General features: G+C 52.7%; 17 protein-coding genes and 2 pseudogenes. 4 read left to right on the plus strand and 15 right to left on the minus strand.

Annotated features, from left to right (window positions below; genetic code table 11):
• Window positions 1-148: 148 nt before the first annotated feature.
• Complete coding sequence (gene nrdD / locus ACLJXE_RS23410) at window positions 149-2287, plus strand: anaerobic ribonucleoside-triphosphate reductase (RefSeq protein WP_286630584.1); 2139 nt, start codon at window positions 149-151, stop codon at window positions 2285-2287.
• 56 nt (window positions 2288-2343) lie between these two features.
• Complete coding sequence (gene nrdG / locus ACLJXE_RS23415; protein WP_286630583.1) at window positions 2344-2808, plus strand: anaerobic ribonucleoside-triphosphate reductase-activating protein; 465 nt, start codon at window positions 2344-2346, stop codon at window positions 2806-2808.
• A 3-nt stretch (window positions 2809-2811) separates the two neighbouring features.
• Here nrdG and ACLJXE_RS23420 read toward each other — a convergent pair whose 3' ends face one another.
• From ACLJXE_RS23420 to pmbA, 13 genes are all read right to left on the minus strand, one after another.
• On the minus strand, window positions 2812-3096 hold the full coding sequence (locus ACLJXE_RS23420; RefSeq protein WP_410752181.1) for a type II toxin-antitoxin system RelE family toxin: 285 nt from the start codon (window positions 3094-3096) through the stop codon (window positions 2812-2814).
• A complete protein-coding gene (locus ACLJXE_RS23425) occupies window positions 3086-3328 on the minus strand; it encodes a type II toxin-antitoxin system RelB/DinJ family antitoxin (RefSeq protein WP_286630581.1) in 243 nt (80 codons plus the stop codon). The genes ACLJXE_RS23420 and ACLJXE_RS23425 overlap by 11 nt, the downstream gene beginning before the upstream one ends.
• 77 nt (window positions 3329-3405) lie before the next feature.
• The gene (locus ACLJXE_RS23430; RefSeq protein ID WP_410752182.1) at window positions 3406-5319 is read right to left on the minus strand and encodes a BglG family transcription antiterminator; all 1914 of its coding nucleotides are present in this window, start codon (window positions 5317-5319) and stop codon (window positions 3406-3408) included.
• A gap of 21 nt (window positions 5320-5340) precedes the next feature.
• A complete protein-coding gene (gene dagF, locus ACLJXE_RS23435) occupies window positions 5341-6081 on the minus strand; it encodes a 2-dehydro-3-deoxy-phosphogluconate aldolase (protein ID WP_286630579.1) in 741 nt (246 codons plus the stop codon).
• Window positions 6078-7196: a DgaE family pyridoxal phosphate-dependent ammonia lyase gene (locus tag ACLJXE_RS23440; RefSeq protein WP_286630578.1), complete on the minus strand. Its 1119-nt coding sequence runs from the start codon at window positions 7194-7196 to the stop codon at window positions 6078-6080. Before ACLJXE_RS23440 ends, dagF begins: the two co-directional genes overlap by 4 nt.
• On the minus strand, window positions 7180-8313 hold the full coding sequence (locus ACLJXE_RS23445; protein ID WP_410752183.1) for an amidohydrolase/deacetylase family metallohydrolase: 1134 nt from the start codon (window positions 8311-8313) through the stop codon (window positions 7180-7182). Before ACLJXE_RS23445 ends, ACLJXE_RS23440 begins: the two co-directional genes overlap by 17 nt.
• A gap of 58 nt (window positions 8314-8371) precedes the next feature.
• Window positions 8372-9016: a DUF4310 family protein gene (locus ACLJXE_RS23450; protein ID WP_003830379.1), complete on the minus strand. Its 645-nt coding sequence runs from the start codon at window positions 9014-9016 to the stop codon at window positions 8372-8374.
• A gap of 11 nt (window positions 9017-9027) precedes the next feature.
• On the minus strand, window positions 9028-9804 hold the full coding sequence (locus ACLJXE_RS23455; RefSeq protein WP_003025764.1) for a DUF4311 domain-containing protein: 777 nt from the start codon (window positions 9802-9804) through the stop codon (window positions 9028-9030).
• A gap of 22 nt (window positions 9805-9826) precedes the next feature.
• Window positions 9827-10126, minus strand: coding sequence for a DUF4312 family protein (locus ACLJXE_RS23460; RefSeq protein ID WP_410752184.1), 300 nt, complete (start codon window positions 10124-10126; stop codon window positions 9827-9829).
• 2 nt (window positions 10127-10128) lie between these two features.
• Entirely contained in the window at window positions 10129-10491 is a 363-nt protein-coding gene (locus ACLJXE_RS23465; RefSeq protein WP_002437459.1) for an SFCGS family glycine-rich protein, read from the minus strand.
• A 10-nt stretch (window positions 10492-10501) separates the two neighbouring features.
• Window positions 10502-10810 (minus strand): PRD domain-containing protein, encoded by a 309-nt coding sequence (locus ACLJXE_RS23470; protein WP_016151467.1) that lies wholly within the window; start codon window positions 10808-10810, stop codon window positions 10502-10504.
• Between the two features lie 347 nt (window positions 10811-11157).
• Window positions 11158-11544 (minus strand): cytochrome b562, encoded by a 387-nt coding sequence (gene cybC, locus ACLJXE_RS23475; protein WP_005134218.1) that lies wholly within the window; start codon window positions 11542-11544, stop codon window positions 11158-11160.
• Window positions 11545-11624: 80 nt separating this feature from the next.
• Window positions 11625-12977: a metalloprotease PmbA gene (gene pmbA / locus ACLJXE_RS23480; protein WP_410752185.1), complete on the minus strand. Its 1353-nt coding sequence runs from the start codon at window positions 12975-12977 to the stop codon at window positions 11625-11627.
• A 95-nt stretch (window positions 12978-13072) separates the two neighbouring features.
• On the opposite strand from pmbA, the gene yjgA reads away from it, so the two are divergent.
• A complete protein-coding gene (yjgA, locus tag ACLJXE_RS23485) occupies window positions 13073-13624 on the plus strand; it encodes a ribosome biogenesis factor YjgA (protein ID WP_137378430.1) in 552 nt (183 codons plus the stop codon).
• Window positions 13625-13667: 43 nt separating this feature from the next.
• On the opposite strand, the pseudogene ACLJXE_RS23490 reads toward yjgA, so the two are convergent.
• Window positions 13668-13751, minus strand: a pseudogene (locus ACLJXE_RS23490) (IS3 family transposase); the annotation flags it as partial.
• Window positions 13720-13848: a hypothetical protein gene (locus ACLJXE_RS23495; protein ID WP_410752186.1), complete on the minus strand. Its 129-nt coding sequence runs from the start codon at window positions 13846-13848 to the stop codon at window positions 13720-13722. The gene ACLJXE_RS23495 and the pseudogene ACLJXE_RS23490, both read right to left, overlap by 32 nt.
• A gap of 723 nt (window positions 13849-14571) precedes the next feature.
• Here ACLJXE_RS23495 and ACLJXE_RS23500 point away from each other — a divergent pair.
• Window positions 14572-16147, plus strand: a pseudogene (locus tag ACLJXE_RS23500) (hypothetical protein); the annotation flags it as partial.

Raw genomic sequence — 16147 nt, forward strand, 5'->3', positions numbered from 1 at the left:
TGCTACAACAACATTTCCCCGGTTAGCGGTGGAATTGTGGATAAAGTGGGTCAGGATTGTGGGAAGTCATTGGCCTGATAGATGAATAACCCCATGGCCGCTTCCCCAGCCTCTGTGGATAACCTGTTCTTATAAATATGGAGTGATCATGACACCGCATGTGATGAAACGAGATGGCTGTAAAGTGCCGTTTAAATCAGAGCGCATCAAAGAAGCCATTCTGCGTGCAGCTAAAGCAGCGGGAGTCGATGACGCAGATTACTGTGCCACCGTCGCAGAAGTCGTTAGTAGTCAGATGAATGAGCGCAGCCAGGTCGATATCAACGAGATCCAGACAGCGGTAGAAAACCAGCTGATGTCTGGTCCGTACAAACAACTCGCCCGTGCGTACATCGAATATCGCCACGACCGTGATATACAGCGTGAAAAACGTGGCCGTCTGAACCAGGAAATTCGTGGTCTGGTTGAGCAAACCAACTCTGCTCTGCTGAATGAAAATGCCAATAAAGACAGCAAAGTGATCCCGACCCAGCGTGACCTGCTGGCCGGTATCGTCGCCAAACATTATGCGCGCCAGCACCTGCTGCCGCGTGATGTCGTTCAGGCACACGAGCGCGGTGATATTCACTATCACGATCTCGACTACTCGCCGTTCTTCCCGATGTTTAACTGCATGCTGATCGACCTGAAAGGCATGCTGACACAGGGCTTTAAGATGGGTAACGCGGAGATTGAGCCGCCAAAATCCATCTCCACCGCGACCGCCGTCACGGCACAAATCATCGCGCAGGTTGCCAGCCACATTTATGGTGGCACCACGATCAACCGTATTGATGAAGTTCTCGCGCCGTTCGTCACCGAGAGCTTTAACAAGCACCGTAAAACCGCTGAAGAGTGGCAGATCCCGAATGCCGACGGTTATGCACATTCTCGTACCGAGAAAGAGTGCTATGACGCATTCCAGTCCCTCGAGTATGAAGTGAATACCCTGCATACCGCTAATGGTCAGACACCGTTCGTCACCTTTGGTTTTGGCCTGGGAACCAGTTGGGAATCACGTTTGATCCAGCAGTCCATTCTGCGTAACCGCATCGCGGGACTGGGTAAAAACCGTAAAACAGCCGTCTTCCCGAAACTGGTATTCGCGATTCGTGACGGTTTGAACCACAAGTTTGGCGATCCGAACTACGACATTAAACAGCTGGCGCTGGAATGCGCAAGCAAGCGTATGTACCCGGATATCCTGAACTACGATCAGGTAGTGAAAGTCACCGGTTCGTTCAAAACCCCAATGGGCTGCCGTAGCTTCCTTGGTGTCTGGGAAAACGAGAACGGCGAACAGGTTCACGACGGACGTAACAACCTTGGCGTTATTAGCCTGAACCTGCCACGCATCGCGCTGGAAGCCCATGGTGACGAAACCACCTTCTGGAAGCTGCTCGACGACCGTCTGATTCTGGCACGTAAAGCGCTGATGACCCGTATTGCACGTCTGGAAGGTGTGAAAGCCCGCGTTGCGCCAATCCTGTATATGGAAGGTGCCTGTGGTGTTCGCCTGAAAGCGGACGATGATGTGTCTGAAATTTTTAAAAATGGCCGCGCATCCATCTCTCTGGGTTACATCGGCATTCACGAGACCATTAACGCGCTGTTTGGTGATAAGCACCTGTACGACAGCGAAGAGCTGCGCGCCAAAGGTATCGCCATTGTCGAACGTCTGCGTCAGGCTGTTGATCAGTGGAAAGACGAGACCGGCTACGGTTTCAGCCTGTACAGCACACCGAGCGAAAACCTGTGCGACCGTTTCTGCCGCCTCGATACCGCCGAATTTGGTGTGGTGCCAGGCGTAACCGACAAAGGTTACTACACCAACAGCTTCCACCTTGATGTAGAGAAGAAGGTGAACCCGTACGACAAAATCGATTTCGAAGCGCCGTACCCGCCACTGGCGAGCGGAGGCTTCATTTGCTACGGCGAGTATCCGAATATTCAGCACAACCTGAAAGCGCTGGAAGACGTGTGGGATTACAGCTACCAGCACGTGCCGTATTACGGGACCAACACGCCAATCGATGAGTGCTACGAATGTGGCTTTACCGGTGAGTTCGAATGCACCAGCAAAGGCTTCACCTGCCCGAAATGTGGTAACCACGACGCCGCGCGCGTATCGGTAACCCGTCGTGTTTGCGGTTACTTAGGTAGCCCGGACGCCCGTCCGTTTAACGCCGGTAAGCAGGAAGAAGTGAAGCGCCGCGTTAAGCATTTAGGCAACGGGCAGATCGGTTAATCACCTACCACGTTAACGCCCGGTGGCGCTACGCTTACCGGGCATGGTTACACGCTATGAACTTTCACCAGTACTATCCCGTCGATATCGTTAACGGCCCCGGCACTCGCTGCACCCTGTTTGTTTCAGGCTGCGTACATGAATGCCCTGGCTGCTATAACAAAAGTACCTGGCGGTTGAACTCCGGCATGCCGTTTACCCGGGAGATGGAAGACAAGATCATTGCCGATCTGAACGACACGCGCATTCATCGCCAGGGTATTTCACTGTCCGGAGGCGATCCGCTGCATCCGCAAAACGTGCCGGATATCCTGAAACTGGTACAGCGTATTCGCGCTGAGTGTCCGGGGAAAGATATCTGGGTGTGGACCGGCTACAAGCTTGATGAACTCAACGCCGCGCAGATGCAGGTGGTCGATCTCATCAACGTACTGGTCGATGGCAAGTTTGTGCAGGATCTTAAAGACCCGGCGCTGATCTGGCGCGGCAGCAGCAACCAGGTTGTACATCATTTGCGTTAATCGCTAAAGCCGTTTGTTTGCATCGTGATAAACGGCTGAATGTTCTCGCTTGCCGACCGCGACAACAAACACGATCACAACCTCATCCCGAACCTGGTACACCAGACGATAGCCGGACGACTTAAGCTTAATTTTATAGCAATCTGGAAGAGCGTTTAAACGGGCAGAGTCAATTCTGGGGTTCAACAACACGCCGGCCAACTTCTTCTTAAACTGAGCCTTCACCGTATCACCCAATTTATGCCACTCCTTTAAGGCTCTCGGGTCGAATTCCAGTTCATAAGTCATCCAGACTAACCTTGATTCCCTTTTGCGGGCTGGCCAGCCTCTCCCGGGCTGTCTGAATCAGTGCATCTTCACTGTCGCTAACGGTAACGGTTTTCACTGGCATGCGCCCCGTTTCCGCGACGTACTGAAACAGTAATCGCACGGCTTCCGTTGGCGTAATGTTCAGTTTTTCCAGCACGGCATAAGCCTCATTTTTGAGTTTTTCATCCAGACGGACGTTCAGCGTGGCCATTATGCCTCCAGTAGAATCGAATGTGTAATGCAGTTTAGCATTACATTCACATTACATCGAATTCTGGAAAACGCCTCTCAAAAACGACTCACACATTCCATCGCAACCGTTTTGAACTCGGCAAAATTCTGACATGCACAGAGCCGCGTCATGGCGCGTTCACGCAGGAAAGTGACAAAGATATCGTAGATCGCCATCGCTTCTTCGTATTCGCTTTTGCTGATGGCGAGCAAGAAAATTACGTGTGCCGTGTCATCGCCCCAGGCAATGCCCTGCGGGGCGAGGATGGTGTAGACCACCGTTTTCTTTGCCAGCAAGCCGAGCGCATGCGGCAGGGCAATACTGTCACCCAACATCGTGCTGACAATGGCCTCACGTTCAACAACCGAATCAAGAAACTCCGCGTCGACAAAACCTTCATCCTGCAACTGGTGGCATAACGTTTTGAACAGCGTCTGCTGATCCATGGTGCCGTTGATAACACGAAAGTGGGCGGCATCGAAAAACTTGTTCAGCATCCACGGACGGGTTCGATCTACCAGCACCAGTTTCCCGATCTGCTCCAGTTGATAGTCGGTAGGAAACGGTGCAATCATCACGACAGGCTTATCTTTTTCACCGATCCGTGCAGTAGAAATAACGAAGTCTTCACTGATGTTGTCCCGCTGTTCGTAATCGCGTAGCGTCACGGCGCCCACAATATCAATCTGCGGATATTTTCGCGCCAGCACCGCTTCAATCATCCGCACCATCGCATTTCCCGCATCACAGACCAACAGCACACGCGGCTGGCGCTGGTAACCGATGTTGTAACTACGTTCCAGCCCAACGCCAATATGCAGAACCAGAAAGCCGATCTCATTTTCACTGATGGTATACGGCGTGTATTTCCCCCAACCTGACACGGCGGCCAGCGTCATATCCCATGCCATCGGGTAGTGCTGTTTAATATTTTCCAGCAACGGATTAGGGATCATGATCTGGTAGCGAACCCGGGTGATCATCGTCTTAATATGTGTCAGCAGATCGGCATGCAACTGCTGGTCATTCAGCAGGTTGTAGTTGTACTGGGTGTTGATAAAACGCAGGATGTAATTGACCAGTGCTTCGCCATCATCGGCATTAATGGCGCTGGGCGCAATTTCCTGTACCTGACGGGCGGCAATATGTACCTGAAGCCAGTTTTCTTCATACTCGGAAAGCGGCTTGTCTGCCAGTTGGTGCAAGATCCCCGCAATCTCTCTTGCCGCCAGGCACACCGCCTGTTCAGTTTCTTCAGCGGCAAATTCAGGCAGTGGATACCCTTCGCTAATCCGCCGGATAGCCACCGCACAGTACAAGCGCAGAAACAGCTCGCCCTCATCGGTCAGACGAATATGAAAACGGGCAAAAATATCCTGTAGAACCGGCTGTAGCTGCTCAGGTATCCCGGCATTAAGCGCCTCTTCCGTTACCAATGGGTGCTGGGGGTCTTGCTGAGCCAGCGTCCACAGCAGGTCAGTTAAACAAGCACGGATCGCCATTTCGCTGCCAAACAATTTCATCCCATGCCGGGGCCGGGTTTCCAGCGTCAGACGATAACGTTGCAGGTGTTCACGGACTTCGGCCATATCATTTTGCAGCGTCGCACGACTGATAAACCATTCATCAGCTAAATCTTCAAGCTTCAGCGAAAAGGCCGACGTCAGAAAACGGACCACCAGCCAGTGTACCCGCTCCTGGCTGGTTCGCGGGATGCGCAGCAACGTTTCAGGCTGCTGCGTTTGCAGAGAGTGATAACTTGCCGGGTCATCAATTTTAAGCTGATAACCGCTGCCCCTGCTGAGAATAAACTGTGCACCATACTGAGTAAGCAGCGCGTTTAGCGCCGTAATATCTGCACGTACGGTGCGTGTAGAAACCGACAACCGCTGCGCCAGCTCATCCTGCGGGAGCGCCTCGTTTTGCAGCATGTCAAAAAGCTGCGCTAAACGTTGGTTGGGGAATCTCACATCAGTTTCCTCATCAGTTAATTAGCCTACGCAGGTGCGGGTGATCGCCAGCAGTTGGCGAACGTCCTGCGGACGGGTATCACCACTCACCTTATCAATAATCGAACTATAGATGTGAGGAATGATTTTGCTCACTCCGGCATCAAGGGCGATCTGCAGGATTTCAGCGAAATTGTCCAGGTCTATGCCGCCAGTAGGCTCAAGCCAGAAGTCGTGACGAGCACAGGCCTGCGCGACCGCGATGTATTCGTCACGGCATTTCAGACCGCCCATCGGAAAGTACTTAATTGAGCTCCCCCCCATGTCTTTGAGCAGAGCAATCGCGGTTTCGACCGGCACAATGCCGTCCGGTGTCTGGCTGCTCAAAGGCCCGGTGGAAATTTTCACCCTTCCCGGCGTACCCGTTGGCGATACCAGACCATTGACAACCGTATCATGCTGTCCCAATAGCGCACGGCTGGTTGCCACGCCGGTAAAGACCTGATTAACATGCTGAGGCTGCACCAGGCGGGAGATCTCACTGACCATCGCCGACTGGTTCGGATCGCCCGCCCCCAGCCCCACAGACAGTGCGTTGTCAATAAGCGCCGCGTATTCACGCATATCCGCCACCGCGCTTTCGACGTTGGGGTAATTTTTAGACAGCACGCCAACCAGCACATGGCCTTCCGCCGCCGCATAAATATCCTGGGCGTTCTCTTTACAGCCCGCCAACACGTTCAGACAGACGCGATCGCGGTAAAAATTAGGGGTTAATTTCATGCTTTTTTCTCCTGCGAAATCACTTCAGCAATCCGGCGAGCCACAATCTCCAGTTGCGCGCGATCGACGCTGCGCACATCCGCCTCGATGATGCCTTCATTAGCTTTGTAACCACGGAAGTAAATCGCATACTCCCCCTGTTTCAGCGCGTCGACCAGTTCGCCCGTGGCGATACCGGTTACCGCTTCGTCAAACTTAATTTCTGTACGTGCAATGTCACGCCCTGCACTATCCCACACGACACGAGCGCTCACGCCATTAAGGGCATTCAACGCCGCTATAAACGGCGTCATTTTTTCTACCATCTCCGCGCCGCTCTCTTTCTGCGCGCTTAGGTACAGTTCGATAGCGCAGGTCAAACCGAGGATGCCTTCTTTGCCGACCTTCATTGCCCGGCCAATGCCCGCCGTCTGGCGTTTGACCCATTCAACATACTGCGTTTTGCCAATCACCAGACCACTGGTTGGCCCTTCGATCGCCTTCGCACCGCTGTAAATGACCAGGTCCGCACCGACACGGTAGTAACATTGCAAATCCTCTTCCGCCGCCGCATCGACGATCAACGGTAGGTTATGCGTGCGTGCAACCACCGCAGCCTGCTCCACGCTGAGCATGCTTTTCTGTACACAGTGGTGCGATTTGATATACAGAATTGCCGCCGTGCGTGGTGTAATAGCCGCAGCCAGCTGCGCTGCCGAACATTCGTTGGCATAGCCCGCTTCCACTACCTTACCGCCGCCGAGCGCCACCATCGCGCCAACCGGGGCGCCGAAGTTAACGTTGTGGCCTTTGGGTAGCACGATTTCGTTGTTGTCGACAGGCGTCACGTGCAGGTTTTCCAATAGCCAGTCACTGTCTTTAACCAGCACCGCCGCCACCGACTGGGCAATCCCTGCCGAGGCACAGGAAACGACGGTAGCCCCTTCCACATCCAGTAACTTCGCAATGTACTCACCTGTCTTATTGACCAGATCTTTCATTTCGAAGTATTGATTCATCCCCGCCATCGCAGCCTGAACCACTTCCGGTCGTGGTGTGGAGACACCCAGCGCCGTCATGCGACCGGATGTATTAATCACCTGTTTTAAATGGTACTTCTCAAAAATTGAAGGCATGTTCCGCGCTCCCTTGTTCGGTCAAATAGCCCTTACCCGCACGTATTGCGGCAAGCGGCACCAGCAGTTGTTCAGCCTGCAGGCTGTCATTTTCGGCATCTACCAGCACGCCTGGCTGGCGTTTCAGCGTAAAGAGGGTCAGATCAGCATCCAGACCAACCTGCAGCCGACCTTTATGTTTCAGGCGCAAACCGTCGGCGGCATTGGCGGTCACGCACTCAATGACCTGTGGTAGCGACATGCCGATAGCGAGAAACTTCGACATCACGTTCGCCAGGGAATGCACCGGGCCGCTGATGCGGTTACGGCAGTAAATGTCGGAGCTAATGGTGTGCGGCAGAACACCCAGTTCGATAGCGCGTTTCGCCACCGCAAAGCTCAGGCTGGCAGTACCGTGCCCAACATCCAGACGCACGCCGCGCGAAATCGCCCGTGTCACCGACGCACGCAGTTCACCTTCCGGTGTCAGAATGCGGTTTGGCTTGCCGTTGTAGCAGTGGGTGATGATGTCGCCCGCCATCAGGCGCTCGGCAATCTCATCCAGATCCGGGGGATTGTTGCCGATGTGCACCATCAGCGGCAGGTCACCGTTTTGCGCCTGCATCTCTTTAGCCCGATCCAGCGGTGTAATGCCATTTTCACCGACCACGCTGCTGCTCATGCGCGCCTTCAGACCCACGATAAAATCGGGGTGGCGTTTCAGCGCCTGCTGCACCGCATCGGCGTCGATATTGGCCATATTGGCCAGTTCGTTTTGGGCAATAAGCCCAACGCGTGAGATATTCAGCAGCGCATAAACCTCAGTGGCTGCATCGCGCGTCAGCGTGTAAAAATCGTCAATATCATCAGCGCCAGTACTGCCCGCATCGACCACCGTGGTGACGCCAGTGGCAATGCCGACGCTGTCGGGTTGGTCATGATAAATCGGGGATTTGGGATAACAGTGGACGTGGGAATCAATCCAGCCTGCGCTGACGTAGCACTCGCCGCGTAAGTCGATGATGTTCGCCGCCGGGCTATCAATGTCGCCCAGCGCCGCAATTTTGCCGTCCTTGAGCGCAATATCACTCACCGTATCGTCAACCAGACGCGCATGGCGCAGGAGTAAATCAAACATCGCACTCTCCTTTGCCGGATGGCGGCGCAACCGCCTTATCCGGCCTACAAATCAACAGTTAGCTAATGGCAATCGGGAAGATCGAACCGAGGATCATCGCCCCAAGGATCGCCCCGCCGGTGATTGGTTTCTGCCACAGGTAAAACAGCAGTGCGCCAGCCAGAGAGCCGATCCCGATAGGAATAGATGCCGTCATGGCACTGAGGATAATCAACGGCCCAAGGAAGCGGCCGGAGGCGTTACCGGCCCCCATCATCACGTCAGCCCCGTAGGTCGAGTCGCTCTGATTGATGGTGAACTTACGCGCCAGAATGATGATGTAGCCAATCGCCAGACCAATCACCAGACCGGTGACCAGTGAGGCGGCAAAATTGGCAACCGGGAAAATAATGCCCGCACCCAGTAGCAGCGCCGGAACGCCTAACCCAACACCGGTCTGAATCGCCCCGCCGATGTCCAGGATCCCCACCAGAGATCCTTCAATGATGCGGGCAAACAAGAAACTTGCGCCAAACGCCGCTACCGCGCCGTAGGAGCCGGTGTCCATTCCCGCTTTCAGCATCGCCACGAATGCCACTTCGTTAAATGCACCAATGCCATACAGGTAGTACATGTGCGTTCCGGCAAAGACGCCAGAAGAGAGCAAACCAACGAAGATCGGGAACGACCAGTCGGCAAACCAAAAACCTTTATTTTGTTCCATGATGGCCTCCGTTATTTGCCGCTGAGCGAGTTGTGGATCAGTTCCAGCCAGTTAGGCACGGTCAGATGGAAAGATTCGATCATCTTCATATCGAATCCGCGGAAGAAGCCGCTCAGGACGAACAGCGCGACGATAGCCACCATCATCACTTTGGTGACGTGGTTCCAGCCGCTCTCTTCAACGCCTTTACCAATCAGGATACCGAGGACCAGACCCGGAACGGCGTTGCCCATAATCAACTGTGCTGCACCACCGAAAACGGTCGCCCAGAAGCCAGATTTTTTACCGGCATCGATCGCCGCCAGCCAGAAGATCACCGGCATTACCGTGTTGACCAGCAGGTTGGCTGCGGGAACCAGCACCTTAACGGCGGTAACCTGCAATGCTTCGGGTACGGAGGATGCGGTAAGGTTCAGGAACGTCACAACGATCATGCCAATGACGCCACAAGCAATCGCCATGCGTTTAGGATCGTGCAGCGTTTCACCCACGTTGCGATTTTTGATCATCAGCGCGGCGGCACCCCAGTTGGGGATGATGCGGTGGTCAACGTCCTGAGTGAACGCCCCCGCCGCAACGGAAGAAGCCCAGGCGTTAAAGAAGAAACCCAGGCCGAACGAGAAGTGAGAAGCCGGATCCCCTTCACAGGAATTCAGTTCCCCCAGGGTACGAAATGCGCCCATCCCTTGAGTGGTAGGCGCATGAAACATGCGTGCAGCCCCAGCGCCGACACCGACGCCAACCAGCGCGCCGATGATGAGCGATTTTATTAATATTATCAGGAACATAATTATGCCTTTTAATAGAAAATCAGCGTTGCGTAACGAAATCCACCTTGTCGAGATTGATGGCAGTCACGTTGACCGTCACATCCAGCTCCACGCTGAAAGTGCGTCTTTCCCGGCGTAGAAAGAGGAATAAAAACGCCTCTTTACGCACTGTTTCACGCGCTTGAACGACCTGCACATCCTGTGGCTCAATACGCAGTAAGATATGCGGCGATACTTTCATCACCGCAGCCTGAACGTGGTTCAGGGCATCGGCAAAGGCGCGCGCTTTGGCTTCGCCCTTGCCAGTGACTCTCACCGTGGTGGTGAATTGCTCTTTCATGCTTAAGCGCCGTGTTTCTTTTGCCACGCCTGTACCAGGCGCTCGCCGAGCTCTTCTTTGTCCATAAAGCCGAACCCCAACACGTTGCAACCTTCGTTGATGGCGGTCACACCCTCTTCAACCGAGCGCATACCATATTTCGCCTTGTAGCCGTATTTAGTCTGTGCGGTGATAGCCCCCGCGCCGCCGCTGCCGCAAAACGAGATGCCAAAGGTGGCATTTTCCGCTTTCATCACATCGCCCAGCTTCATATCAGCGGCAACACCCGGTACCACAACCGCGCGACCGCCTGCTTTCTCGACGCCTGCCGCCACTTTCTGGCCTTTACCCAGACGATCGCCAATCACTACGGTAATCTGTTCCATCTTTTGCTCCTTAAAGGTTGTCTTTCGCGACTTCGAAGTGCACCGACAGCAGCCAGGCCTCTTCCTCAGGAAGATTGCCAAACTCGGCGACGACGTCGCGGGCAAGCGCCATTGATTCGGCAGATATTTCATCAAATAAGCTGGCATCGACTTCAGGTAGCGGTTCACCCGTGACCGAGCGGTGCGCCATGGCGCGAACGTGCGACGTCAGCATCTGTTCCTGTACAGCGTTGGGAATAATGTGGCGTTCACGCAGCAAGGCATACACCTGCGCCAGCATGCGGTCGGCCAGTTCCACCGATTCCCCCATGTCATTCATTACAGCTCCGTTATTCACTCGTCATACCCCACTAATGGCTCTGAGGGTAAAGTAGCGGTGGAGGTTAAAAGTTTGTAGCGAGTTGTTTTCCACTTCGAAGTGGAAAGGGGCACAGCGACAGTGATCTGTGCCGCAAAAAGGACGGGATTCGCGATTTATCGCTGGAATAATGTGATTAAGATCGCAAGAAAAACAAGGAAAGTGGAGGCCAGAACGAACAATGCGTGGACGATAAAAATGAAAAAATGTGATGGGTATAGCGTTTACTTATGGGGAATTGTGTTGCCAGATAGCGACGCGATGGCGGTTTATCCGACCTGCAGACTACACAGGCCGGATACAACACATTAGCGGTACTTTTTGTGGTAAGCGTTGCGGGTTGTTTTCAGCTCTTCCGCAGCGGCTTTCGCCTCTGAGACTTTACCTTCATTTGCCAGTTTCAGCGCACCGTCGATCTGACCGATCAGCGTGTCAAAACCGTGGCGGAAATCTTTCATCTCCGGGCTATCAGGGGATTTGCTTTCCAGCTTCGGCGGCGTTCCCTTCTGTGCATCCAGCGCAGCTGTCCGCATTTTAGTTAACGCATCTTTTAGCTCGGTCGCGTTATCCGTTTTTTCAACGATCTTCAGGTTGTCGTTGAGGATCCCCATGTCGTCTTCAAGATCGGCTGCAAAGGCAGAAGAACCAAGAACCAGCGTTGAAGCCGCGACGATCGCTAACAGGTGTTTACGCATTGCTCACTTCCTTTTTATTATTAAAAAATAACGCCAGATACCCTAAATCATTCGAGCAGCAGCTTGAAGTATGACGGGTATTACTGCCCGGCGATCTTCATCTCCGGCAACAGTACCGAACCACACTGTATATTGCTGCGGGTTTCAATATCATTACCGACAGTGACGATATTTCGCCACATATCTTTTAAGTTACCGGCGATGGTAATTTCGCTCACCGGGTACTGAATTTCGCCATTTTCAACCCAGAAGCCCGCCGCGCCGCGCGAGTAATCTCCGGTAATACCGCTCACGCCCTGCCCCATCAGCTCAGTCACCACCAGGCCGGTGCCCATCTCTTTGAGCAACTGCTCGAAGCTTAGTCCCTGCCCCGGAATTCGCCAGTTGTGAATACCGCCAGCATGGCCGGTGCTCTTAAGCCCCAGCTTACGCGCAGAGTAGTTGGTCAGCAGCCACTGGGTCAGCACACCGTCTTTGATAATGTCGCGACGTTCAGTCCGTACGCCTTCGCTGTCGAACGGCGAAGACGCCAGCCCTTTCAGCAGGTGCGGGTGCTCTTCAATGGTCAACCATTCCGGCAGGATTTGTTTGCCCAGCGAGTCCAGCAGGAAGGTGGATTTGCGATATACCGATCCACCGGCAATCGCGCCAACCAAGTGTCCAAACAATCCGGTCGCCACTTCATTGGCGAAAATAACCGGTGCTTTCATGGTGGAGAGCTTACGCGGCGACAAGCGGGATAAGGTGCGACGCGCACAGTCGGCCCCCACCCATTCCGGCGTTTGCAGATCGCCCATCGCCCGGCCAATGGTGTAGGCATAATCGCGTTCCATGTCGCCATTTTCTTCTGCGATAACACAGCTGGAAAGCGAGTGACGCGTGGAGCAGTAGCCCTGCAACATGCCATGGCTGTTACCAAACACTTTGATACCATAGTGGCTGTTAAAGCTGCCGCCTTCGGTATTAGTAATGCGCTTATCGGCCTGCAACGCCGCTTGCTCAGCACGCGCTGCCAGTTCGATAGCTTCATCAGGCGAGACCTCCGCCGGATGGAACAGGTCTAAATCGGGTGCATCAAAGGCCAGCAGTTCTTTATCCGCCACGCCTGCGCACGGATCCGGTGAAGTGTAACGGGCGATATCCAGCGCGGCCTGCACGGTACGCGCAATCGCCTGCGGGCTTAAATCGGTGGACGATGCGCTGCCCTTACGGTTCTGGTGATAAACCGTAATCCCCAGCGCACCATCGCTATTGAATTCTACGTTCTCCACTTCACCATAACGGGTGCTGACGCTAATACCCGTGGTCTTGCTTACAGCGACTTCCGCGCCATCCGACTGACCTGACGCTAATTCCAGTGCTGTCGAGACTGCTTCTTCCAGAATCTTACGCTGCGCTTCAACTTGTGAGATTACTTTCATCGCAAATGCCATAATGTAGAGAGAGTTTCTCTGAAGTCTAACAGAGAACCGTTTTTCAGTGCGCATCTTAACTGGTAACATTAGCCTCTTTTTTTAAGGAGCCTGACATGACTAAGCAGCCCGAAGACTGGCTCGACGACGTTCCCGGTGATGACATCGAAGACGAAGACGATGAAATTATCTGGGTCAGTAAAAGTGAAATTAAACGTGACGCCGAGGAGTTAAAACGCCTGGGTGTGGAACTGGTCGAACTGGGGAAAAACGCGCTGGATAAAATCCCGCTCGATGCGGATTTACGTGCCGCAATTGAGTTGGCCCAGCGTATTAAGATGGAAGGACGCCGCCGCCAGCTGCAGCTCATTGGTAAGATGTTGCGCCAGCGCGATGTCGATCCAATCCGCCAGGCACTGGACAAGCTAAAAAACCGCCACAACCAACAGGTTGTGCTGTTTCACAAGCTTGAGCAACTGCGCGATCGCCTGATCGTCGAAGGTGATGATGCCGTAGAAGAAGTGCTGAACCTGTGGCCAACCGCCGATCGCCAGCAGCTTCGCTCTCTGGTTCGTAATGCGAAGAAAGAGAAAGAAGGCAACAAGCCGCCGAAATCAGCACGTCAGATCTTCCAGTATCTGCGTGAACTGGCGGAAAACGAGGCCTAACAAAAGGCTCAGGATTATAGTCTGCACTCATAAAGTGTGGGACAGCGGCGTTCAGGGCCTGGGTTCGGTATTCTACCGGGCTCAGGCCTTGTAATTTAAAGCTCACCCGCTCGTTGTTGTCGTAATGGGTATTGCAAATAACAGAGTTCAGCCCGTAATTCTTCAGGATAGCGCTTTTCCAGTCCCGCATCGGTAAGTGGGGATGTCATTGGTTGTTTTGACATTGGTTTGCCCCGGCCGCGTTTTATACTCAGAAGTCCTTTCTGGTCTTAGAATTTGTACACATTAACACTGACGTTATTTTAACGCCAAAGTACTCTGCGGTTTGTCGTGTCCCATCATTACCGCAGGGGTAGTGTCTGACTACAGCCTCTCTGGTTCTGAGAGAATATTTTGGATTTGCCATAAAAAACGGGAGCGTCCAACTTTTAGGTGGCAGTCCAATTTTATACCGGAACCTTTAATAGAGTTCCAATTATCTCACATACTTCCCCTTATAATTGTATATACCAAGACAAATATATACATATAACATTCATATTCAGACCAACTTATTACACAGCCAGCAATAAATACACTACCAATATGTGACACATAAAAAATTCACACAAAAAAAATAAATTCATCAAGAGAATAATTATCTATGTTTTATATGGCCACATCTGGTTTTTGGGCGTAAATCCTAAAAAAATAACAAGGAAATCCTTAAAAAAAAGACATTACCCATTGTTTTTAAATACAAAAAACAAAAAAAATCACATCTAAAATAAATAATCGCATTGAACTAACAAATGAGAACTTTATAATCCGCGTGATGTTAGACGCAGAAGCCTTATTATACACATTAACAAGGACGTATAGCATTAGAGTAACCCCATCCAATCAGGAATAAATTAACATCGCGATGTCTTGTTAATTTATAATAATATATACGGAGATTATCAATTATGAATTTTAAACGTAGCGCGCTTACTATTGTTGTTTCATGTGCATTATTACCGAGTGTTGTTTTTGCCGGACCTGACGATAATGCAACCGAGAAATATGTTGATGATGCAGTGACAGCTGCCACTCGAACCCTGGAAGGGGAAGTAGCCGGTAATACCTCGGATATCTCAAACCTTGACACTCGTACCACTAACCTTGATACCCGTACGACAAACAACACCACGGCGATTACAGCCAACACCACGGCAATTGCAACCAACACCAGCGCGATTGCCGATAACGCCTCGAATATTGCAACCAACACTGCGGCGATTACAGCCAACACCGCAGCAACTGCAGCCAACACAGCGGCTACTGCAGCCAACACCAGCGCTATTGCCGATAACGCTTCGGATATCGCAGACCTTGACACCCGTACCACAAATCTTGATACCCGTACCACAAACAACACCACGGCGATTACAGCTAACACCACGGCAATTGCAACCAACACGGCGGCTACTGCAGCCAACGCCAGCGCTATTGCCGATAACGCCTCGAATATTGCAACCAACACCGCGGCGATTACAGCCAACACCGCAGCAACTGCAGCCAACACAGCGGCTACTGCAGCCAACACCAGCGCTATTGCCGATAACGCCTCGGACATCGCAGACCTTGACACCCGTACCACGGCCAACACCAGCGCGATTGCCGATAATACCTCGGATATCACAAACCTTGACACCCGTACCACAAATCTTGATACCCGTACGACAAACAACACCACAGCGATTACAGCCAACACCGCGGCAATTGCAACCAACACCAGCGCTATTGCCGATAACGCCTCGGATATTGCAACCAACGCCGCGGCAATTGCAACCAACACTGCGGCTACTGCAGCCAACACCAGCGCTATTGCCGATAACGCCTCAGACATCGCAGACCTTGACACCCGTACGACAAATAACACCACGGCGATTACAGCCAACACCACGGCAATTGCAGCCAACACCACAGCAATTGCAACCAACACTGCGGCAACTGCAGCCAACACCAGCGCTATTGCCGATAACGCTTCGGATATCGCAGACCTTGACACCCGTACCACGACCAACACCACAGATATCGCCGCGAACACCAGTTCTATTAACGAGTTGAGCAATCACGTAGACGATGTTGCAACGGGTTTATCTCAAGATATCGCAAACAGCACTGCTGACAGTAAATCATATACTGATACCGCTAAGCAGGACGCTATCAACACCGCCAACAGCTATACTGATACCGCTAAGCAGGACGCTATCAATACCGCCAACAGCTATACTGATACCGCTACGCAGAACGCTATCGACACCGCCAACAGCTATACTGATACCGCTAAGCAGGACGCTATCAATACCGCCAACAGCTATACTGATACCGCTACGCAGAACGCTATCAATACCGCCAACAGCTATACTGATACCGCTAAGCAGGACGCTATCAACACCGCCAACAGCTATACTGATACCGCTAAGCAGGACGCTATCAACACCGCCAACAGCTATACTGATACCGCTAAGCAGGACGCTATCAATACCGCCAACAGCT

Origin of the sequence: Citrobacter sp. U14242, assembly GCF_046555775.1 — a bacterium.
Classification (GTDB): Bacteria; Pseudomonadota; Gammaproteobacteria; order Enterobacterales; family Enterobacteriaceae; genus Citrobacter.

Bases quoted from the DNA above. Each gene is read 5' to 3' on its own strand.
- nrdD (WP_286630584.1), top strand. From the start codon at position 149: ATGACACCGCATGTGATGAAACGAGATGGCTGTAAAGTGCCGTTTAAA.
- nrdG (WP_286630583.1), top strand. From the start codon at position 2,344: ATGAACTTTCACCAGTACTATCCCGTCGATATCGTTAACGGCCCCGGC.
- ACLJXE_RS23420 (WP_410752181.1), bottom strand. From the start codon at position 3,096: ATGACTTATGAACTGGAATTCGACCCGAGAGCCTTAAAGGAGTGGCAT.
- ACLJXE_RS23425 (WP_286630581.1), bottom strand. From the start codon at position 3,328: ATGGCCACGCTGAACGTCCGTCTGGATGAAAAACTCAAAAATGAGGCT.
- dagF (WP_286630579.1), bottom strand. From the start codon at position 6,081: ATGAAATTAACCCCTAATTTTTACCGCGATCGCGTCTGTCTGAACGTG.
- ACLJXE_RS23440 (WP_286630578.1), bottom strand. From the start codon at position 7,196: ATGCCTTCAATTTTTGAGAAGTACCATTTAAAACAGGTGATTAATACA.
- ACLJXE_RS23445 (WP_410752183.1), bottom strand. From the start codon at position 8,313: ATGTTTGATTTACTCCTGCGCCATGCGCGTCTGGTTGACGATACGGTG.
- ACLJXE_RS23450 (WP_003830379.1), bottom strand. From the start codon at position 9,016: ATGGAACAAAATAAAGGTTTTTGGTTTGCCGACTGGTCGTTCCCGATC.
- ACLJXE_RS23455 (WP_003025764.1), bottom strand. From the start codon at position 9,804: ATGTTCCTGATAATATTAATAAAATCGCTCATCATCGGCGCGCTGGTT.
- ACLJXE_RS23460 (WP_410752184.1), bottom strand. From the start codon at position 10,126: ATGAAAGAGCAATTCACCACCACGGTGAGAGTCACTGGCAAGGGCGAA.
- ACLJXE_RS23465 (WP_002437459.1), bottom strand. From the start codon at position 10,491: ATGGAACAGATTACCGTAGTGATTGGCGATCGTCTGGGTAAAGGCCAG.
- ACLJXE_RS23470 (WP_016151467.1), bottom strand. From the start codon at position 10,810: ATGAATGACATGGGGGAATCGGTGGAACTGGCCGACCGCATGCTGGCG.
- cybC (WP_005134218.1), bottom strand. From the start codon at position 11,544: ATGCGTAAACACCTGTTAGCGATCGTCGCGGCTTCAACGCTGGTTCTT.
- pmbA (WP_410752185.1), bottom strand. From the start codon at position 12,977: ATGGCATTTGCGATGAAAGTAATCTCACAAGTTGAAGCGCAGCGTAAG.
- yjgA (WP_137378430.1), top strand. From the start codon at position 13,073: ATGACTAAGCAGCCCGAAGACTGGCTCGACGACGTTCCCGGTGATGAC.
- ACLJXE_RS23495 (WP_410752186.1), bottom strand. From the start codon at position 13,848: ATGTCAAAACAACCAATGACATCCCCACTTACCGATGCGGGACTGGAA.